21 protein-coding genes are annotated in these 18,322 nt (G+C 70.6%); 4 read left to right on the forward strand and 17 right to left on the reverse strand.

Annotation, left to right across the window (positions count from 1 at the left end; translation table 11 throughout):
• Positions 1-8 precede the first annotated feature (8 nt).
• Positions 9-701, forward strand: a complete 693-nt coding sequence (hemQ, locus tag ACRAKI_RS08775; RefSeq protein WP_447006550.1) for a hydrogen peroxide-dependent heme synthase — start codon at positions 9-11, stop codon at positions 699-701.
• Between the two features lie 40 nt (positions 702-741).
• Here the strand turns inward: hemQ and ACRAKI_RS08780 are convergent, their stop codons facing one another.
• From ACRAKI_RS08780 to ACRAKI_RS08825, 10 genes are all read right to left on the reverse strand, one after another.
• Entirely contained in the window at positions 742-3,972 is a 3,231-nt protein-coding gene (locus tag ACRAKI_RS08780; RefSeq protein WP_447006551.1) for a S8 family serine peptidase, read from the reverse strand.
• A gap of 299 nt (positions 3,973-4,271) precedes the next feature.
• On the reverse strand, positions 4,272-4,658 hold the full coding sequence (locus ACRAKI_RS08785) for a hypothetical protein (RefSeq protein WP_447006552.1): 387 nt from the start codon (positions 4,656-4,658) through the stop codon (positions 4,272-4,274).
• Positions 4,659-4,768: 110 nt separating this feature from the next.
• The gene (locus ACRAKI_RS08790; protein WP_447006553.1) at positions 4,769-5,146 is read right to left on the reverse strand and encodes a hypothetical protein; all 378 of its coding nucleotides are present in this window, start codon (positions 5,144-5,146) and stop codon (positions 4,769-4,771) included.
• Positions 5,143-5,940, reverse strand: a complete 798-nt coding sequence (locus tag ACRAKI_RS08795; RefSeq protein ID WP_447006554.1) for a DUF692 domain-containing protein — start codon at positions 5,938-5,940, stop codon at positions 5,143-5,145. Before ACRAKI_RS08795 ends, ACRAKI_RS08790 begins: the two co-directional genes overlap by 4 nt.
• A 247-nt stretch (positions 5,941-6,187) precedes the next feature.
• Positions 6,188-7,081 carry a TIGR04222 domain-containing membrane protein gene (locus ACRAKI_RS08800; protein WP_447006555.1) on the reverse strand — a complete coding sequence of 298 codons (894 nt, stop codon included), beginning with the start codon at positions 7,079-7,081 and terminating at the stop codon, positions 6,188-6,190.
• The gene (locus tag ACRAKI_RS08805; protein ID WP_447006556.1) at positions 7,029-7,964 is read right to left on the reverse strand and encodes a TIGR04222 domain-containing membrane protein; all 936 of its coding nucleotides are present in this window, start codon (positions 7,962-7,964) and stop codon (positions 7,029-7,031) included. Before ACRAKI_RS08805 ends, ACRAKI_RS08800 begins: the two co-directional genes overlap by 53 nt.
• 60 nt (positions 7,965-8,024) lie before the next feature.
• On the reverse strand, positions 8,025-8,927 hold the full coding sequence (locus ACRAKI_RS08810; protein ID WP_447006557.1) for a TIGR04222 domain-containing membrane protein: 903 nt from the start codon (positions 8,925-8,927) through the stop codon (positions 8,025-8,027).
• Between the two features lie 243 nt (positions 8,928-9,170).
• Positions 9,171-9,608 carry a peptide-methionine (R)-S-oxide reductase MsrB gene (msrB, locus tag ACRAKI_RS08815; protein ID WP_447006558.1) on the reverse strand — a complete coding sequence of 146 codons (438 nt, stop codon included), beginning with the start codon at positions 9,606-9,608 and terminating at the stop codon, positions 9,171-9,173.
• Between the two features lie 20 nt (positions 9,609-9,628).
• Entirely contained in the window at positions 9,629-9,943 is a 315-nt protein-coding gene (locus ACRAKI_RS08820; RefSeq protein WP_447006559.1) for a hypothetical protein, read from the reverse strand.
• A 38-nt stretch (positions 9,944-9,981) separates the two neighbouring features.
• Positions 9,982-10,926 carry an asparaginase gene (locus tag ACRAKI_RS08825; RefSeq protein ID WP_447006560.1) on the reverse strand — a complete coding sequence of 315 codons (945 nt, stop codon included), beginning with the start codon at positions 10,924-10,926 and terminating at the stop codon, positions 9,982-9,984.
• Positions 10,927-10,999: 73 nt separating this feature from the next.
• On the opposite strand from ACRAKI_RS08825, the gene ACRAKI_RS08830 reads away from it, so the two are divergent.
• Positions 11,000-11,644 carry a GntR family transcriptional regulator gene (locus ACRAKI_RS08830; protein WP_447006561.1) on the forward strand — a complete coding sequence of 215 codons (645 nt, stop codon included), beginning with the start codon at positions 11,000-11,002 and terminating at the stop codon, positions 11,642-11,644.
• On the opposite strand, the gene ACRAKI_RS08835 is transcribed toward ACRAKI_RS08830, so the two are convergent.
• Positions 11,628-11,801: a Scr1 family TA system antitoxin-like transcriptional regulator gene (locus tag ACRAKI_RS08835; RefSeq protein WP_447006562.1), complete on the reverse strand. Its 174-nt coding sequence runs from the start codon at positions 11,799-11,801 to the stop codon at positions 11,628-11,630. The two genes, ACRAKI_RS08830 and ACRAKI_RS08835, sit on opposite strands and share 17 nt — an antisense overlap.
• On the opposite strand from ACRAKI_RS08835, the gene ACRAKI_RS08840 reads away from it, so the two are divergent.
• Positions 11,800-12,135: a hypothetical protein gene (locus ACRAKI_RS08840; protein WP_447006563.1), complete on the forward strand. Its 336-nt coding sequence runs from the start codon at positions 11,800-11,802 to the stop codon at positions 12,133-12,135. The genes ACRAKI_RS08835 and ACRAKI_RS08840 overlap by 2 nt on opposite strands.
• On the opposite strand, the gene ACRAKI_RS08845 is transcribed toward ACRAKI_RS08840, so the two are convergent.
• Both ACRAKI_RS08845 and ACRAKI_RS08850 read right to left on the reverse strand, forming a co-directional pair.
• A complete protein-coding gene (locus ACRAKI_RS08845) occupies positions 12,098-13,267 on the reverse strand; it encodes an acyl-CoA dehydrogenase family protein (protein WP_447006564.1) in 1,170 nt (389 codons plus the stop codon). The two genes, ACRAKI_RS08840 and ACRAKI_RS08845, sit on opposite strands and share 38 nt — an antisense overlap.
• Before the next feature lie 20 nt (positions 13,268-13,287).
• Positions 13,288-14,439: an acyl-CoA dehydrogenase family protein gene (locus ACRAKI_RS08850; RefSeq protein WP_447006565.1), complete on the reverse strand. Its 1,152-nt coding sequence runs from the start codon at positions 14,437-14,439 to the stop codon at positions 13,288-13,290.
• A gap of 78 nt (positions 14,440-14,517) precedes the next feature.
• Between ACRAKI_RS08850 and ACRAKI_RS08855 the strand changes: the two genes are divergently transcribed.
• Complete coding sequence (locus ACRAKI_RS08855; RefSeq protein WP_447006566.1) at positions 14,518-15,132, forward strand: TetR/AcrR family transcriptional regulator; 615 nt, start codon at positions 14,518-14,520, stop codon at positions 15,130-15,132.
• On the opposite strand, the gene ACRAKI_RS08860 is transcribed toward ACRAKI_RS08855, so the two are convergent.
• Genes ACRAKI_RS08860 through ACRAKI_RS08875 form a run of 4 tightly spaced genes read right to left on the reverse strand, consistent with a single transcriptional unit; the run spans position 15,101 to position 18,183 of the window.
• Positions 15,101-15,802: an ESX secretion-associated protein EspG gene (locus tag ACRAKI_RS08860; protein WP_447006567.1), complete on the reverse strand. Its 702-nt coding sequence runs from the start codon at positions 15,800-15,802 to the stop codon at positions 15,101-15,103. The two genes, ACRAKI_RS08855 and ACRAKI_RS08860, sit on opposite strands and share 32 nt — an antisense overlap.
• Before the next feature lie 6 nt (positions 15,803-15,808).
• Positions 15,809-17,125, reverse strand: a complete 1,317-nt coding sequence (locus ACRAKI_RS08865) for a hypothetical protein (RefSeq protein WP_447006568.1) — start codon at positions 17,123-17,125, stop codon at positions 15,809-15,811.
• A gap of 31 nt (positions 17,126-17,156) precedes the next feature.
• A complete protein-coding gene (locus ACRAKI_RS08870) occupies positions 17,157-17,711 on the reverse strand; it encodes a DUF3558 domain-containing protein (RefSeq protein WP_447006569.1) in 555 nt (184 codons plus the stop codon).
• A 16-nt stretch (positions 17,712-17,727) separates the two neighbouring features.
• On the reverse strand, positions 17,728-18,183 hold the full coding sequence (locus tag ACRAKI_RS08875; RefSeq protein WP_447006570.1) for a hypothetical protein: 456 nt from the start codon (positions 18,181-18,183) through the stop codon (positions 17,728-17,730).
• Positions 18,184-18,322: the final 139 nt, after the last annotated feature.

The raw sequence follows: 18,322 nt of genomic DNA on the forward strand, positions 1-18,322 counted from the left end.
TTGACGGCATGGCCCGCCTGAACTTCACCGAGCTCAACGACACCATCCGCTACACCATGTGGTCGGTCTTCCGGGTGGAGCCCGGCCGCCTGCCCGACGACCGCGGCCCGGCCGCGTCGGAGGCGCAGGAGTACCTGGACGGCTTGGAGTCCAAGGGCGTCGTGGTGCGCGGTGTGTACGACGTGGCGGGCCTGCGGGCGGACGCGGACTACATGATCTGGTGGCACGCCGAGGAGATCGAGCAGGTCCAGCACGCCTACACCGGCTTCCGCCGCACCGCCGTGGGCCGCGCGTCCACCCCGGTGTGGAGCCAGGTCGCGCTGCACCGGCCCGCCGAGTTCAACCGCAGCCACATCCCGGCGTTCCTCGCGGGCGAGGACCCCCGCAAGTACGTCTGCGTGTACCCGTTCGTGCGGTCCTACGAGTGGTACCTGCTGCCCGAGGAGGACCGCCGCCGCATGCTGTCCGACCACGGCAAGGAGGCGCGGGACTACCCGGACGTGCGGGCGAACACGGTCGCGTCGTTCGCGCTCGGCGACTACGAGTGGATGCTGGCGTTCGAGGCCGACGAGCTGCACCGCATCGTGGACCTGATGCGGCACCTGCGGAACACCGAAGCGCGGCGGCACGTGCGCGAGGAGATCCCGTTCTACACGGGCACCCGCGTCCCGGCCTCCGAGCTGGTCGCCAACCTGCCGTGACGGGAGGAGGGGCGTCCGGGTGGACGCCCCTCCCCGCCGGTCAGCCGGTGACCCGGTATGCCCGGATCACCGAGTGCTCGAACGTGTTGCCCTTGCTGTCGGATCCCTTGGCCCGCAAGGACGCGAAGCACGCCTGGTCGGCGTTGCGCACGAGTGCCGCGCCGCCGACGACCGGGACCGCGGACCACGTCCCGCCGTCGTCGAACGACACTTCGACCCGCACCTCCCGTACGCGGCCGTTGTCCGCGCCCTCCTGCTGTTGCACGGTCAGCGGGATGCGCAACACCCGACCCGCGGGCGTGCCGCCGCCGGCGTCGAGCCCGGGAGCGAACCGCACCACCGTCAGTGGCAACTTGCGCGTCGCCCCACCGGCCACGGTGTCGGAGCGGAACGTCCACGCGCCGGTGACGCGTGTGCTGAACTCGGAGACGCCCGGCGCCCGGACGAAATCCATCTCGGCCCTGAAACCGGCCGGGCCGGCCGGCACGGTGAACCGCCCACCGGGGTACGGGGTCTCGCCGACCCGCTGCCCGTCGCGGTAGAGGGTGGTGCGGGCGGTGGCGTAGAGGGTGGTGCCGAGGTTGTTCGCGGCGTCGTTGACCATCGGCACCCGCACGGTGATGTCGTCGCCGAGTCGGGCGAGGTAGTCGTAGCGGGACGGCGGCAGCCCGGGACCGAAGACCGGGAAGGCGAACCGCTCCTCGTGGATGCGGCCGTTGCGGTAGGCGCGGTCCTCGATCGAGTACTCGGCTACCAAACCGTCCACGGTGTCCGACTGCGTCATCAGCCAACGCCACCGGAGGCCCTCGGCGGTCACGTAGTCGACCGCGTCGCCGCCTTCCGGCACGGGGAACAGCGTGCCCATCGGACTGGCGCCGTCGGGTGCGATCGGCGCGGCGCCGTGGGCGACCTTGTGCCCGGCCGGCGTGTGTCCGAACTTCGTCCGCACCTCCGCCAGGTCACGCCGCGCGGGCGTCCGGACGAAACCCGTCGGCACCTGGCCGCGCTCGATCCACGCGAACCGGTAGCGCACCGCGGTCGTGCCGACCGGCGTGCCGTTCATCTGGTTCGCGACCATGAAGTGGAATTGGTCGTCCGGCAGCGCCGGACCGACGCCGCCGAGCGTCAAGCCGTCGGGCACCCCGTCGGAGAACGTCGTGCCGAGCGCGTACCGCGTGTCGTGGTAGGCGCGGGTGATCCGGAACTCGACGAACCCCGGCGTCGGGTCCGGTTCGGGCGCGGTGATCCTGACGGGTTCGGCGGTGCGGGCGTCGAAGGTGACCGAGGTGTTCTCGGTGACCGACAGCGACGGTTGGAACAGCATGGCGATCCGGCCGTCCGCAGGGTCACCGGTCGTCACGTTGGCGGTCATCATGTACTCGCCCTTGGGCAGGCGGGTGGTGAGGGTGTTGCCGGCGCCCCCGAGGGACTTGACCAAGCCGTTGTCCAGGCCCATCACGATGCCGCTGTACTGCGCGGACGCCTCGCCGTTCGCGTCGACGTATGTCGTGGTGACGTCGTAGCTCTCCACCTCGCGGTCGACGCTGATGGGTGTGCGCAGGACGTCGCCCGCGACGACGGCGCCGGAGTACACGCCGTCGACCGTGCCGACCCCGGTGTCAGCGGTGACGGCTACCTTCGCCTCACCACCCGCCGGGACGGTGACCGTTGCCGGCGTGACGGTGAACATGCCGGCGGGTGCGGGCTCGCCGAGCCGGCTCCCGGCCTCGACCGAGACGGGGAACGTGACCGGGTCCGCGCCGCTGTTGCGGTACGTCAGCTCCTTGGTGACCGGGGTGTCGTCGGTGTGCGGCCACGGCTGGGACCCCATCGCCAGGCTGGTGGGCTCGGACGTCACCGTGGTGGTGAGGGCTTCGGCGACGTCGACCCGGCCGGTTCCCTGGTCGAACGGCGTCAGCACCGCGTTGTGCCGGGCCGACGCCATGAGCGTCGCCTTGATCCGCGCGCCGGTCCAGTCGGGGTGCTGCTGGGCGATGAGCGCCGCCGCGCCCGCGACGTGCGGGGCGGCCATCGAGGTGCCCGACATGGACACGTGCCCGTCGCCGACGGGGGTACCGGTCCGGCCGGTGGAGGACTTGGCCGCGACGATCTCCACGCCCGGCGCGGTGATGTCGGGCTTGACCGCGCCGTCGCCGATCCGCGGACCACGGCTGGAGAACGGCGCGATGCCGTCCTGCCGGTCCACCGCACCCACCGTGAGCGCGGCGTCCGCGCTGCCGGGCGAGGAGATCGTGCCGCCGCGGCCGGGGCCCGAGTTGCCCGCCGCGATGACGAACAACGTGCCGCTCGCCGCGGACAGCGTGTTCACGGCCTCTTCGAGCGGGTCGATGCCAGGGGTGTCCTCGCCGCCGATGCTGAGGTTGACCACGTCGGCGCCCTGGTCGACGGCCCACTGCATGCCGCCGAGGATCCACGACTCCGCGCAGCCGCGGACGGCGCACACCTTGCCGTCGAGGAGCTGCGCGTCCGGTGCGACACCCCGGTACTGCTCACCGGCACTGGCGATGGTGGCGGCGACGTGCGTGCCGTGGCCGACCAGGTCGGCGGCGTCGGGTTCGTCGGTGAAGTTGCGCTCGGCGACTTCCTTGCCCGCGAGGTCGGCGTGCTGCTGGTCGACGCCGGTGTCGAGGACGGCGACCTTCACACCCGCGCCGGTGTGCCCGGCCTGCCAGGCGGTGGGCGCGCCGATCCGGGCGGCGGAGTGGTCGAGGCTGGGGTGGCGCAGACCGTCCAGCCAGACCTTCTCGACGGCCGGGTCGTCCACCAGGGACCGGAACGTCGTGGTGGCGTCGGACTTCGTGCTCTCCACTGCCACCGCGTCGACGGCGGGCAGGGCGCGGGTGACGTGGACGCCGGTGCGCGGCCGGCCACCGGTGATGATCAGCGGCGTGGTGTCGCGCGCGTCGTCGTCGTAACCCGCGTCCACGAGGCCCGTCACGTCGAACAGGCGCGGGTCGAGCCTGTCGTCCGCGAGCGCACGGGCCGCGTCGCGCGGGACGACGTGCAGCCGCCCGTCGCGGTGGAACGTGTGGAAGCCGACCCGTTCGCGGCCGGGACCGGGCTCCACCGAGGCGAACCCCGCGCCGCGCAGCACGACCCGATCACCCGTGATCAGGGTCACGGTCGTGCCGCCGGTGTCGGGGTGCGCCGGATCCGAGGTCGCGTCGGCCACCCCCGTGGCCGTCGTGGCGACGAGGCCGGCGGCGGCCAGCGCGGCCCAGACGGCTCGCCGTGATCTCGCGGTCAGCACAGATGCCCTCCCGGATTCGGTGTGCGCGGTGGAAGGACGCGCAGTCGGAAGGCGCCGCTGACCCGAGGCGGCGGAAACAGCCAGAACAGTCGGAACCCCCAACGACTTCGACGCTATCCACCAGGAATGGTGAGTTCAGCGTCTTTTCGTGGGTAGTCCGTCACTCGATCAGCCCAGCTACCGATCACTTGAAGTCGCACTATTGACGACAGGAGACGTCCGTCCGAGCGAATGCCCCCCGAGCGAATGCCCCCCCGGACGGAATGATCTCGACCAATTCGGCGGAGTCGGCGGTTCCCCTACCGCTCGGTCACTGCGCCGTGGGCATCAACGGAGGTGCCTGCTCGCGGACCACCTGCTGGGCAGCCCGGACCGTTGGGGTAGACCATGTCCGGGTGCAGGGCGATGTGGCGGTCCACCAGCAGAGATGTGGAGTGGTCCAGCAATCGCAGGGTGGCCGTGACGGGCTTGGCGGGCAGGTCCGGGATCGGTGCGAACCCCTGCGCCCCCTTCGCCTGCTCCAGCCGTGCGCCGCACGAGTCGTCCGGGCCCGTGCCGGTGCACGTCCTCTCGGCGACCTCGGTCGACGGGTGCAGCTCCAGCGACGGGACTGCACAGCGGCCGTCCCAGCGAACCTCGATCGGCCCGGACACGACGTCGGGGGTGTTCCACGTCCACGCTGACACCGACGAGCGTGCCGATCGCCGTGCAGGCTGTCGTGCTCCCGCCGACGTTCGACGTGCCGCACGCGGTGGCCGGCAACGGGACGCCCAGGGGCCAGGTCCGTTTCCACATGTCACGGGGACGAAGGCGGTGGGCGGTCAGGTTGCTGCGTTGCGCGGTGCCACCAGCGCTTCTTCTTCGGCGGCGGGAGGTGTCCTTGCGCGACGGCCCACTCGGCGAACCTGGCCGCGTCCTCCCGGAAGCGGACCCCGTCCTCCTTCGGGTGGGCTTCGGCGTAGGCGTCGAACACCGGCCGGAACCGGTCGCCCAACTCGTCGGCCACGTCGGGCCGCAGCATCTCCACGATCCCGCGCCGCTTGTTGCGCAAGGCCCGCTTCTCGATGCGCAACCGGTCTTCGTCGAACCCGGGCGGTGGAGCGCCGTCGGCCATCAACGCCCGCAGCAGCCCGGCCTGCGCCGCCGCCAGCCGATCCCGCTGGGGTTGGGTCATGCCAGCACTGCCCGGATCGCGGCCAGTTCGTCGGCCAGTTCGGCGTCGGCGGGGTAGTGGTCGTCGCGTTCGAGGAGGACGCCCGGCGGGTCGACTCGCGCGCGGAGTCGGGCGAGCACGTCCAGCACTTCCGGGCGGACGGCGTGGGCGTGGGTGTCGTGGTAGACGCCTTGGTGCTCCTCGCCGCCGGCGACGTGGACGTAGGCGAGGCGTTCGAGGGGGATTTCGTCCAGGAAGCGGGTGACGTCGGTGCCGAGGTTGCGGGCGTTGGCGTAGAGGTTGGCGACGTCGATCAGGAGGTGGCAGTCGGTGCGGTCGACCAGTTCGGCGAGGAACTGGCCTTCGGTGAGCTCGCCGTCCGGCCATTCGAGGAGCGCGGCGACGTTCTCGAGGGCGAGGGGGACCGGGAGGTCTTGTTGGGCGGCTTTGACGTTGGCGACCAGGACGTCGAGGGCGTCGCGGGTGCGGGGCAGTGGCATGAGGTGGCCGGAGTCCAGGCCGCCGGCGCGGACGAAGCAGACGTGGTCGCTGACCAGCGGGGCGTCGAGGGCTTCGGCGAGTGCGGCCAGGTGGGCGACCCTGGCGCGGTCGACCGGTTCCGCGCCGCCCAGTGACAGGGAAACGGCGTGCGGGAGGACCGGGAGGCCGCGCTCGCGGAGGAGGAGGATGGATTCGGGCAGGTGGGAGACGTGCAGGTTCTCCGCGACGACCTCCACGAAGTCGACGCCGGGCAGCCGTTCCACGGTGAGGTCGATCTCCGGCCGCCAGCCGATCCCGACACCCAGCTTCTCCACGAGCGACCCGCCCTTCCCGCTGCTACCGTGCTGATCTTCAGGTTTGCGCGCCCGCCGAACACTATTGGGTGATCATCACCGGAATATGTACGGAAACACTGTTACCGCCACTCCGTTGACAGAGTAAGGAGCCCGGCAACCCCACCGGTCCGCCCAACCCCCGGACCAGTGGCCCGACAGCTGCCTGATCGGCCGCCCGAGAGTCACCAGGTCAGCCGCTCGATCAGCCGCCGGACAAGCCGCTCGATCAGTCACCCCCGCCCCCACCACACGACGACCCACCGCTGTCCGAGCCGCTGCTCCCACTGTCCGAGCCGGAACTGCCGCCGTTGTCCGAACTGGCGGCACCACCACAGCTGCTGCTGGAGCAACTGCCACACCCACCGCCGCACGACGCGCCCGCAGCCGACCCCTGCCCCCGCGACCGCCGCCGAAGCGTCGCCGCCGCTGCCGGCGCGATGCCCAGCAACTTCCACACGTGCTGCCGCCCGACCCGGCCCAGCAACCCGTAGTACGCCACCATCGCGACCCGGCCCTGCGGCCCCACCGCGCTCGCCGCGCTCGCCGCTGCCTGCCGCAGTTGGCGCACCACCGCCCGGCCCGACCCGGTCAGCGGACGCCGCGCGCGGGTGAGCACGACGGAGAGCGCCAGCGCACCCACCACCGCTCCGCCGGCCACCCCGAACGGCAGGTCCAGCGCGATCGTCGCGAACACCGCGAGCACGGCCGCCAGCACCACCACCCGCCGCAGAGTCCGCGCCACGCGCCGACGTCCGGCCGGGACCACCAGGCCCTGGTTGATCAGGTGCTGCCGCAGCTCGACCGTTTCGGGGCTGCCCGCCGTGGCGGTGACCAGGGCGCCCAGTGGGCGGGGGAGGGAGTGGAGGGCGCGGGCCTGGAGCGAGGTGCGCGGGAGGCTGTTGGACTGGACGGGGGTGACCAGGCCGTCGCGGGAGATTCGCAGTGCGCCGGCCTCTGCCAGCGACACCACCGCCACCTCGGCCGCCCGGCCCGGACCGCCGACCAGAAAAGCCTGCTCCTCCGGCCCCAGCCCGCCGTGCGCCGAGCCGGCCCGGCCGTCCCGGGGATCAGGCGTCGAACCCGCCGAACCCGCCGTAGTCGGTGTCCATGTATTCGCCACCGTCATCACCCTCCAACCACTGCGCGGCCAACCAACCACCCGCGAACCACCCGCCGGCCACCAGCAACCCGTTCCGGCGCTGCCAGCGCTGAGGTTCGACGACCACGGCACGCCTGCGCCGGGGAAGCGGATGCTGGGACGTTTCCGCAGGTGCGATCGGTTCCACCCGTTCACCGTCGAAAATTCCCGTGGCCACCCGGGTCGACTCGCGCGGCGGCTCGGGTGATGGCGCGGGAGCGGAGGTTCGCGTCAGGCCGTAGCGCGCGGTGATCTCGGCCGGGTCCACCGGGGCCAGTCCCGCCGTCGCCTCCTCGTACGCCCGCGTGCCCCTCCTGGTGAGAACGGGCGGCGGACCCAACAGCAGCAGGACCGCGAGCGCACCGGTCACGGACAACGCGGTGATCGTCTGCCAACCGGCTGGACCTGCGAAAACAGCCACCACAGCGAGCAAGGCCAGCGGCACGACGGCCAGCGATGCCCGCACCAGACGTCGTCGAGGCGACACCAGCAGACCACCCGCCACCAGACGTCGTCCGATGTGCCGGGCAGGTCCGCTGGTGGCCGCACCCACCACCAGCTCGTCCAGATCCCGAGGCCGGTCGAGGTGGGCCAGCACGACCGACTGCAACGCGGTCACCGGCTGCTCGACACCGGGCACCGCCGCGACCGTCGAACCGGACACCCTCGCCCGGTTCTCGGCCACCAACCCCGACACGGCCACCTCGACCGCGCGCACGGGCCCACCGCCGAGGTAGCCGATCTCCTCGAACGTCAACGGCCGGTCCACCAGGCCGCCGGCGACCCGCTTCAACCGCAGGCCCACCACCACCGCGGCGACCAGCGCCGGGCCGTACCACCACAGGAACGTCGACGAGAACGTCATGGGCGTCACCCTAGGAGCCATCCCGCCGGAACGGTCCGGATCGGCGAAGCTGCAAGCCCGTCAGGTCCCGCCCCCGCCGCAGCCGCCCCCACCGCAACTACTGCCACTGCTGCTGCAACTGCTGGAACCGGTGCCGCACCCACCACTGCTCGTCGCGGAGTACGTCCCGCCGGCATAAGCCCCACTCGAAGCCGCACGCTTCCGGCCACGAGCCCGGGAACGCGGCGGCGTCCGGACCGCAGCACGCAGCAAGACGTCCGGATGAGCGTCGAAACCGTTGAGGGCGACCAACCCGGCGGCGTCCGCGGAGCCGGCCCCGCCGGTCGACGCGCGAGCCTCCGCCACCGCCTCACGACCCAGGGCGGTGAGCGTCGGACGCACCTTCACCAGCAGCGCGACCAGCACCCCGGTCAGCACGAGCTGGAGCGTCAACCACCCCACGGGCGCGCCGATCACCAGCCCGTTCACCCACCGCACCACGCCGACGAAGAACAACAGCACCATCGGCACCACACCGGTCCGCAACCGGGACCTCACCACTTCCGGCGCGACCAGGTAGTCCAGTGAGGACAGTCGACGGCCGACGGCGAGAGTCGCGTTCCGCTCCGACACCGACGTGATGAGCAGCGTCAACGTCCGGTACTTGTACCGGGTCGCGTCGGCGAGCACGGCCTTGTCGACCGGATGAGCGGGAACGGCGGGACCGGCGATCCGCACGGACCCGTTGCGCGCGGGCACCAACGTGCCCGCGGACAGGAGGCCTGCCACGGAGGTCTCGGCCACCCGTCGCGGCCCGCCGGTCAGGTAAGCGATGTCCAGCAGGCCGAGCGCACCTGCGGGGACGACTCCCCGCGTCCCGCGCAGGCGCACTCGGACGAGGATCGCGAACCCCAGCGCCAGCGCCAGCGCGATCCAGTACAACTCCAGGAATTCCGGGCCCGAAAGCCCCCACGGTCGCTCCACGGTCCACCCCCTGTGGGCCTCGGTGGAACCAGAGGTCCACCAGCTAGGAGGCAATCGTGTGCTCCGCGTCACACCCCGGCAAGGGGTCTTTAGCAAGCCTTAGGGTTCACGACCCGGTGGCGTCAAGCGGACGTCAGGAGGACGAAGCGCCGTCCACGCCGCCCGAGCCTTCACCGTCGGTGCCCTTGAAGATGCGCATGATTCCTCCTGGTGTCGATCTCGTCATCATTCGGAGTAGCGACTTCAGTCTGCTGGACCGGCCGGGCTTTCGACCAGACGCAAGCTGATGGAGTTGATGCAGTACCGCTGGTCGGTCGGCGTCGCATAGCCCTCACCCTCGAAAACGTGCCCGAGGTGGCTGTGGCATGTGGCGCACAACACTTCCGTCCGGACCATCCCCATGGCCCGGTCCTCCCGGAGGATCACCGTGTCGGCGTCCGCCGGCGAGAAGAACGACGGCCAACCGCAGTGCGAGTCGAATTTCGTCTCGCTGCGGAACAGCTCGGCCCCGCACGCGCGGCAGGCGTAGACGCCTTCGGTCCTGGTGTCCGTGTACTCACCGACGAAGGCGGGCTCGGTGCCCGCCTCGCGCAGCACCGCGTACTCCTTGGGGTTCAGGATCTCCCGCCACTCCAGCTCGGAGTGGACCACCTTCGGGGTGGCGCCGACGACAGGTTCCATACCTCAAGGTTAGTCGAAAGTCACCCGAAGAAAACCGAGATCAGGTCGCCCAGGTAGTACCAGACGCTGACCGCCACACCCAGCAGGATCAGGCTCACCACGACGACCGCGAGCTGCCTGCGCAGACCGCCCGCGCGGTTCGCCGAGTCCGCGAACTGCGCGACCCCCGCCAGCGACCCCTCGATCGTGAGGCTCGGGGGCTGCTGCTTCATCCGACCGAGGTGTTCGGCGAACGCCTTGGTCTCGGGGTCGTCGGGGTCGAGGCCGATCAGCTCGTCGTCGAGGTCGCCCAGTGGGCGCTCGTCGGGTCCGTCGGCGGCTCTGGCGCTGGCCATGACCTCAGCGTAATGGGTGGTTCAGCCGCTGGGCAGGGTCAACCGACGAGGACGGGTGAGGGCTTGATCGCCCCCACCGCACGGCCGTGGCCGAGCACCGGGAAGGTGGCCAGCTCGTCCGGCGCGTGCACGCCGAGCCGACGCAGGGCGGCCACCAGCACCACGGCCCGCGCGCGGCTGGAGCCGTCCGCGATCTTGCACGCCACGGCCTCACCGGTGGGCAGACCGATCGCGTAGACGCCCTCGGCGCCGTCCTTGGCCACCGCGCCGGGGATCGCCCGCATCAGCTTCGTGACGTCGCGGTTCGTCCCGCCGACCCACTCCGGGTGGCGGTTCATCGCCTGCGCGATCCGCTGCTGCGGGCCGTCCGTCGCTCGTGCCAGCGTGCTGAAAGCCCTGGCCAGGCCCGTGAGGCTGATGCCGAACAGCGGCGCGCCGCACCCGTCCACGCCCTCGGCGCCGATGCGTTCACCGGCCAGTTCCTCCAGGGTGTCACGGACGGCGCGCTGGAGGGGGTGGGTCGGGTCGAGGTAGTCGTGCGTCGACCAGTCGTTGACGACGCACGTGGCGAGCATGGCGGCGTGCTTGCCCGAGCAGTTCATGTACTTCGGGGCCTTGGTCCGGCCGGCCGCGAGGTGCGCCTTGAGTGCGTCCTCGCCGATCGGCAGGTCGGGGGTGCACTGGAGGGAGGTTTCGTCCAGTCCGTGCCGTTCGAGGATCCGGTGGACGCCCTCGATGTGGAAGTCCTCACCGGAGTGGCTGGCGCAGGCCAGGGCGAGGAGTTCGCCGTCGAGGTCCAGGCCGTGCCGGAGCATGGCCAACGTCTGGATCGGCTTGTTCGACGAGCGCGGGTACGTGGTGTCGTGCGGGCGGCCGACGGCGAACACCTCGCGGCCCGACCCGTCCACGGCGATCACCGAGCCGTGGTGCACGGACTCCAGGAACTCACCCCGCCACACCTCGGCGACCAGTTCGTGTGCCACGCGACCCTCCTCGATACGCTGCCAACTGTCGACAGTTAACATGGCGTGGGTTGCCTGGCGCTAGGAGACGTTCATGACACCGCCGTTGCACATGAGCTTGGCCGGTCAGACCGTGGACGTGCTCCGCGAGCTGGTGCTGACGGGCGACATCCTGCCCGGCGCGCGGGTGAACGAGGTCGAGCTGGCCCAACGGCTCGGCATCTCGCGCGGACCGCTGCGCGAGGCGATCCGACACCTGGCGTCCGAAGGGCTGCTCGTGCTCGCGCCGCACCGGGGCGCTTCCGTGCCGGAGGCCGACGCCGCCGACGTGCAGGCCCTGTTCGAGCTGCGGACGGCGCTGGAGTGCGCGGCGGCCGAGCTGGCGGCGTCACGGCGGTCCGACGCGGACGTGGTCCGGCTGCGGGCTGTCTGTGAGGAGTCGCGCCGGGCGTACTCGGCGGGCGAGCGCTTCCCGTACCGGCTGGACTTGGCGTTCCACCAGGCGTTGCTGGACGCGGCGCGCAGCCCTCGGATCGCCGAGCAGGTGCGGCTGGTGCAGCAGCGGGTGGTGTTGCTGCGCAGTGGCCTGCGGGACGACCCGCCGCACCAGCAGGCGTCGTTGGACGACCACGACGCCCTGGTCACCGCCATCGCCGCCGGCGACCCGTCCCGCGCTTCGGACGTGATGCGCAAGCACCTCGCCCGCGTCTGCGCCCAGATGCTCACCAGCCTGGGCTGACCGACCCGGTCGAGTCCGGCGCCTGGAAGTCCATCACGACGAACCGGCCTGGCATCCCGGGGTGAGCGCCGGCGGTGAACGGGAGGACCTGGATCGTCACGTTCGGAGCCTTGGCGGCTTGGGAACCTCGGACCGGGGGAGAGTTCACCCGCCTCATGCACCAACTCGCGGTCAGCGAGGCGCCGAGGCTGTTCGGGATCGTGGAGGAGTACGGCGAGGCGGAGGACGCGCGCGTCGCGGGCTACGGCCTGGCCTACGCCGATCGTGCCGAGGTCGACGGCGTGGAGGGCGGTTTCCGGCTCAGTTCGGAGAGCGCGGAGAGCGCCAGGGTGTTCTTCGAGATCAGCTCACGGTCGTCCGGCACGCAGCGCACGCACGTGGTCTGGCCGGGTCGACGTGGCGTGCGGGACCGGAGGGCTGATGGCGGGCAGCCCTCCGGCGGCGAAAGCGTTGTCAGCCCAGCGTTCCCGTCACCTTCGCGTGCCCCTTGAGGAGGTTGCGGGCGATGGTGCGGCGCTGGATCTCGTCCGTGCCCTCGTAGATGCGCAGCAGCCGGAGTTCGCGGTACCACCGCTCGATCGGCAGCTCCCGGGTGTAGCCCATGCCGCCGTGGATCTGGAGGACCCGGTCCACGATCTCGTTGGCCTTGATGCCGCCGTAGAGCTTCGCCATCGACTGCGCCTGCCGTGAGTCCGCCTTCTGGTCGACCAGCCAGGCGGCGTGCAGGACGAGCCAGCGCAGTGCCTCGATCTCCGTCGCCGAGTCGGCGATCATCCACTGGATGGCCTGGTACTCGGCGATGGGCTGGCCGAACGTGACCCGGTTGTTGGCCTGCTCGATGGCCATCTCGACCAGTCGCTCGCACGAGCCGATCGCGCGCGCGGGGAGCAGGTAGCGGCCCTGGCCGATCCACTGCATGGCCAGGTGGAAGCCCTTGCCCACCTCACCGAGGACGTTCTCCTCGGGCACCCGGACGTTGTCGAACACCAGCGCGGCCGGACCCCACTGGCCCATGGTCGGGATGGGCTCGGACTTCCATCCCATGTCCCGGTCGACCAGGAAGCAGGTGACGCCGCCGTCCGCGCCCTTCTCCTTGTCGGTCACCGCGAACACCATCGCGAAGTCCGCTTCGTTGCCCTGGGTGATGAACGTCTTCTCGCCGTTGATCACCCAGTCGCCGCCCTCCTTGCGGGCGGACGTGCGGATGGCCTTGGCGTCCGACCCGGCGCCGGGCTCGGTGATCGCGAAGCACGACACGCGTTCACCGGAGATCGTCGGCACCAGGTAGCGCTGCTTCTGCTCCTCGTTGCCGTGGAACAGGATGTTGTCCGCGTAGCCGCCGAAGCGGAACGGGACGAACGAGCGGCCCAGTTCGGCCTCCACGAGCGCCGTCATGAGCGCGCCGAGGCCCATGCCGCCGTACTCCGTCGGCGTGAGCACGCCGAAGAAGCCCGCCGCCTTCGCCTTGTCCTGGAGCTCTTTCAGCTCGTCCCGGGTCAGGCCGGGCTCGCCCAGGCGTTCGCGGCGCAGCACCTCCGGTTCGAGCGGCGTCACCTCCTTGCGCACGAAGGTCCGCACCCAGTCGCGGATCTCCTTCTGCTCCTCGTCGAGCGTGAAGTCCATGCCGTCCTCCCTCTACCCGTCTACATGAACGCGTTGATGCCGGTCAGCGCCCGGCCGATGAGCAACTTCTGGATCTGGCTGGTGCCCTCGTAGAGCGTCGTGACCCTGGTGTCCCGCAGGTACTTGCCCACCGGGTACTCGTCGATGTACCCGTACCCGCCGAACACCTGGATGGCGTTGTTCGCCACCCGGACGGCGGCTTCGCTGGCGTAGAGCTTCGCCATGGACGCCTCCGTGCCGAACGGTTCGCCGCGGTCGGCGAGGTCCGCGCACCGCCACGTGAGCAGCCTGGCGGCGTCCGTTTCCACGGCCATGTCGGCCAGGAGTTCCTGCACGAGCTGGAAACCGGCGATCGGCTTGCCGAACTGCTCGCGTTCCTTGGCGTACTCGAGGCTGGCCTCCAGCGCGCCACGGGCGGCGCCGACGCAGCCGGCGGCGACCGACATCCGTCCCCGGTCGAGGGCGGCCATGGCCAGCTTGAAGCCCGTGCCCTCGTCGCCGATGCGGCTGTCGTCCCCCACCCGGACCTGGTCGAGCGTGAGTTCGGCGGTGGCCTGGCCGCGCATGCCGAGCTTGCCGTGGATCTCGGTGGCCTGGAAGCCGGGGGAGTCGGTCGGCACGAGGAACGCGGTGATGCCCTTGGGGCCGGGACCGCCGGTGCGGGCGAAGATCAACGCCACGTCGGCCCACGTGCCGTTGGTGATGAACACCTTCCGGCCGGTGATCACCCAGTCGTCGCCGTCGCGGACGGCCTTGGTGGCCAGGGAGGCGGCGTCGGAGCCGGTGCCGGGCTCGGTGAGGCCGAAGCAGCCGAGCTTCCCGCCCGAGCACAGTCCGGGGAGCCACCGTTGTTTTTGCTGTTCGGTGCCGTTCTTGAAGATGGTCTTCCCGACCAGGCCCAGGGAGACGGAGATGATGCCGCGCACCGCCGAGTCGCCGCGGGCGATCTCCTCCAGGACGAGGCAGTACGCGAAGTTGTCGCCGCCCGAGCCGCCGTACTCTTCCGGGATGCCCAGGCCGAGGAAGCCGACCTCGCCGAGCGCGGGCACGAGGTCACGATCGATGGCCTCGTCGCGGTCCCAGCGGGCGGCGTGGGGGACGATCTGCTCCTCGGTGAACCGGTGGGCCAGGTCCACGAGTTGGCGGTGTTCGTCCGGGATGCGCAGATCCACTGGGGTGACCTCCTAACCGAACGGTGTTAGGTTATCTAACCTAGGCGCGGAATCGACCACAGGCAAGGGGAGCGGACAATGCCGAGGAGCCCGATCCTGAGTGCCTCGCGCATCCGGACCGCCGCACTGCACATCATCGACCGGGATGGGCTGGACGGCCTGTCCATGCGCAAGCTGGCCGCTGAGCTGGGCGTTCAGGCCGCGTCGCTGTACGGGCACGTGAGCACGAAGGACGACCTGCTGCACGACGTGGCCGCGGGGATCCTGGAGAACGTCGACGTGTCGGGGTTCGAGGGCGGTGACTGGCGGCACGGTCTGCTCAGCTGCGCGCGCTCCTACCGGGCGGCGTTGGCCGCGCACCCCAACATCGTGCCGTTCCTGGCTTACGGGCCGGCGCACCGGGAGGCGTCGTTGCGCCGGCTGGACGTCGTGCACGGTGGGCTGGTATCGGCGGGGTGGTCGCGGCGGGAGGCGACCATGATCGCGGCGTCGTTGATGTACCTGGTGTTCGGGGCGGCGCTGAGCTCGTTCTCCAGCGGGTTCTCGGAGGACCAGACGTTCTACCGGGATCGGTACCCGAACCTGGACAAGGCCCACTTGCTGCCCGCGGTGGCCCGGGAACTCGACCACGACAGCTTCGAGCTGGCGTTGAACGCCTTCGTCACCGGCCTTGAGGCGCGAGTGCCTGGCTGATCCTGCGCACCAGGCCGGTGTGGTCGGCGGGTGCGACGGTGAGCCACTCGGTGCCCATGCTCGCGTACCGGCCGCGCGGGGTGTCGATCCAGGTGACGGCCGTTCCCCGTGGTTGGGCGGTGAAGTGGCCGGTGCCCGTGATGGGGCCGGCCAGCATTTCCCTCAGGGCGCGGACGTCGTCGTGTCCGGGTTGCCGGCCGTGCCGCTGCTGGGTGAGGGCGGAGGCCGGGACGGTGACCGGTCGGCCCGGTCCCGGTGGTCGTGCGGGCAGGACGTTCAGCGCTGCTTGGGCGAGGCCGACTTCTCGGAGGAGGTCCAGCCGGACGCCGTCGTCTTCTTGGACGGCTCGGACGGCGTAACGGCCACGGGCGGCCACCAGTGCGCGGACCAGGTGTTCTTCGGCCACGTCGACCATGCCCATGACGGTGATCGACGTGTCCGGGGTGGCCAGGAGGCGCAGGGCGTCTTCCAGCTCCGGTTCCGGACGGCCGCGCCTCGCCAGACCTCGGCGTTCCAGGTCGGCGTGGACGTCGTTGCGGATGCGGGCGCGCTCGTCCAGCGTCGTGCCGTGTTGGGTGATGTCGAAGGGGTACGGGATGGCCGCCCCGGCCCGCAGGTCCTCCCAGAGGACCTCGAAGGCGGGCAGGGACAGCCTCGCGATGGTGCTCATGCGGTGTTATTCGCCAATGGTGGGTGGGGAGACGAGGCGGTTGTCGTCGAAGTACTCGTCGGTGGGGATGAGGTACTTGGCCTTGTGCTCAAGGTCCTCTCCGCCCTGCCCCTGCCCTTGACCGCCGGCCGCGCCCATGCCCGCGCCCATCGCGCCGGGCGCGCCCGCGCCGCCGCGTCCGCCTTGGCCCGGTGCGCCTGCGTGGTTGGGCGTTCCGGTCGGGCCGAACCCGCTCTGGCCGCCTGAGCCCACGGGGCCCATCGGACCCATCGGGCCGAAGCCGCCGCGTCCCGCGCCGCCTGACATGCCACCGGGGCCGCCTGGCATCCCCGGACGTCCGCCGCCCGTTCCGCTTGGTCCACCCGGCCCGCCGGTCCTGCCTGTCCCCCCGGGGTTGCGTCCGGGCGTGCCGCTGCCGGGTGGGCGGGTGGTGGGCGGTGGGACGTGCCTGCCTGGCTGGGCCGGCAGCCTGCCCGGCGTGCTGCCGGGCGGCTTGGTGCCGGGTGGCATCGCCCACGGTGGGGTGATGGGCGGCGCGGGTGGGCCGGCGGGCGGCAGGTTGACCGGCGGCGCGACGGGTGGCGGCGGCGTGACGGTGGGCGGCGGGGCCCACGACGCATTCGTCGTGCCGCTGCTACCCGTCCCGGTGTTGCTCGTTCCGGTGGTGCCTGTTCCGTTGCCGACCCTGCTGGTCGGCTCGACGGTGTGCGTGTTGACCGAGGAGGTGTTGGTGTTGCTGGTGGCGACGCCCTGCTCCTGGGTGACGGTCGGCATCTCGGCGAACGCGGGCATCGAGCTGGTCGCCGAGCGCATCGCGTCGTCGCGGGACTGCATCACCTGGATGGCCTCAGCCTTGGCGCCGTCCGACTTCGCCTTCTGCATGGGCATCGTGAAGGGCAGCGCCGCCAGCTCCACGATGTTGCCGCTGCTGATGGCGTCGGTGAACATCTTCTTCGGGTCGTACGAGACGGGTTCCGGCATCCGCGCCTTCGCCTCGGACGCCGCCGTGGTCTGCGAGTGGAGCGCCGTGCCCGTAGCCGTGAAGTGGTCACCGGTCAGGTCGCTGAACTCGCCCACCTTCGCCAGCGCAGCCCGAGCCCCCTCCGCCGCGCTTCCGGTCCAGGCGTTCTGCGAGCCGTTGACGATGACCTGGAAGTCCACCGCCAGATCGGTCAACGTCGACCCGATGTTCGTCCACTCGTCGGCGATCTCGCCCGCGAGACCGGGATCGAACTTCTCTTCAACCTGCCGCTTCATCTCCTCGTGCGGGTGCGCGGGGTAGTTGGCGGTGGGTTCGGGTGCCTGAGGCTTTTCGCGAGTCATGTCATCCCCCCTCGGGACGGTCGGACAGCAGTCAGGGCAGCTTGGGCGCGATCAATTCAGCAGCCTTCGTCGCCCGTTCGCAGGCGGCATCCGTGTCGGTAGAACTGGCTTTGAGGTTCGCGGTGACTTCGACAGTGGAGGAGTCGGTGACCTGAATGAATACCTCACAACCGGCCTTCCCGCCGCGCGGGGCAGGGATCTGGGTCGCGTCGTACTTCCCGACCTCGATCGGCGATGCCTTGTCCTGTTCGATGTTCAGGGCATCGATTCCCTGGTCCGGCAGAATACTGACGAGGAGTCCGCCATTTCCGCTGACGGTCCAATCACAGCTCGATGTTCCCGCGACCTGGCCGGCCTCGCCAGGACTCGTGAGGCCGACCTCCTTTGCCTCACCGGATGTCAACAAGTCACAGGCCTTGATTCCGACGAGCTTCGTGTCGCTGACTTTCGGGCCGCTGCTGGTGGTGGACGCGGCCGACAGTGTCTGCGGAGTGGGGGTCCCTCCTTGATCGTCGCTACAGGCAGTGATCACCAAGGCCGAGGCCGTCACGCAGGCCAACGAGATGCGGGTGAGTGCGCGGTTCATGGAGCTGCCTTGTCAGTCAGAGGTTGTTGAGCGTTTGAGCCTTGGCTTCATCGACGTTCTGGTACGAGGCCCGACTCTTCTCGATTTGGGCTTTCAGTCCGTCGATGGCCGTGACCATCTCGGGAATGATCTCGCCGATCACTTGTTCGCCGAGTTGTCCATTTACAATGCCGATGTCCTCGGCGTATCCACCGCCCAGTGGAGTTTTGTTGCTGAGCTGAAAGGCGTGTCGCTGGATCTTGTCCAGGGTGTCCTGCATCTCGGTGAGCTTCTTCAGCATCGTGTCGACCGCTTGGGGGTCGACTGAGAGCGCCTGCGCCTCGTTCGCGGCCGACAGGGCCTTGGTGGCGGCGACGATGTCGCTGATGCCCATGGTGAACAGGCTCGCCAGCCCGCCACCGCCCTGCTCGCGGTACTGCTGCAGGGCGTACTGGCCGACGTCTCCCGTCAGCCCCCCGTTGTCGCCGGTCACAGCACAAACCTCCCCGATTGCGCTCTGTGGTCAGTCGGGAACTGTATCGAAGCGCTGTAACGGTCGGGGCGAGATCATTCGCGTACATGCGAACGGGCTAATGGCACCTCCGGGCGGCACGGTGTGACGGCAGCGGTTG

The organism is Saccharothrix isguenensis, assembly GCF_052936305.1.

Bases quoted from the DNA above. Each gene is read 5' to 3' on its own strand.
- ACRAKI_RS08870 (WP_447006569.1), bottom strand. From the start codon at position 17,711: ATGAACCGCGCACTCACCCGCATCTCGTTGGCCTGCGTGACGGCCTCG.
- ACRAKI_RS08865 (WP_447006568.1), bottom strand. From the start codon at position 17,125: ATGACTCGCGAAAAGCCTCAGGCACCCGAACCCACCGCCAACTACCCC.
- ACRAKI_RS08840 (WP_447006563.1), top strand. From the start codon at position 11,800: ATGCACCAACTCGCGGTCAGCGAGGCGCCGAGGCTGTTCGGGATCGTG.
- ACRAKI_RS08845 (WP_447006564.1), bottom strand. From the start codon at position 13,267: ATGGACTTCACGCTCGACGAGGAGCAGAAGGAGATCCGCGACTGGGTG.
- ACRAKI_RS08820 (WP_447006559.1), bottom strand. From the start codon at position 9,943: ATGGCCAGCGCCAGAGCCGCCGACGGACCCGACGAGCGCCCACTGGGC.
- ACRAKI_RS08805 (WP_447006556.1), bottom strand. From the start codon at position 7,964: ATGACGTTCTCGTCGACGTTCCTGTGGTGGTACGGCCCGGCGCTGGTC.
- ACRAKI_RS08830 (WP_447006561.1), top strand. From the start codon at position 11,000: ATGACACCGCCGTTGCACATGAGCTTGGCCGGTCAGACCGTGGACGTG.
- ACRAKI_RS08835 (WP_447006562.1), bottom strand. From the start codon at position 11,801: ATGAGGCGGGTGAACTCTCCCCCGGTCCGAGGTTCCCAAGCCGCCAAG.
- ACRAKI_RS08855 (WP_447006566.1), top strand. From the start codon at position 14,518: ATGCCGAGGAGCCCGATCCTGAGTGCCTCGCGCATCCGGACCGCCGCA.
- ACRAKI_RS08790 (WP_447006553.1), bottom strand. From the start codon at position 5,146: ATGACCCAACCCCAGCGGGATCGGCTGGCGGCGGCGCAGGCCGGGCTG.
- hemQ (WP_447006550.1), top strand. From the start codon at position 9: ATGGCCCGCCTGAACTTCACCGAGCTCAACGACACCATCCGCTACACC.
- ACRAKI_RS08860 (WP_447006567.1), bottom strand. From the start codon at position 15,802: ATGAGCACCATCGCGAGGCTGTCCCTGCCCGCCTTCGAGGTCCTCTGG.
- msrB (WP_447006558.1), bottom strand. From the start codon at position 9,608: ATGGAACCTGTCGTCGGCGCCACCCCGAAGGTGGTCCACTCCGAGCTG.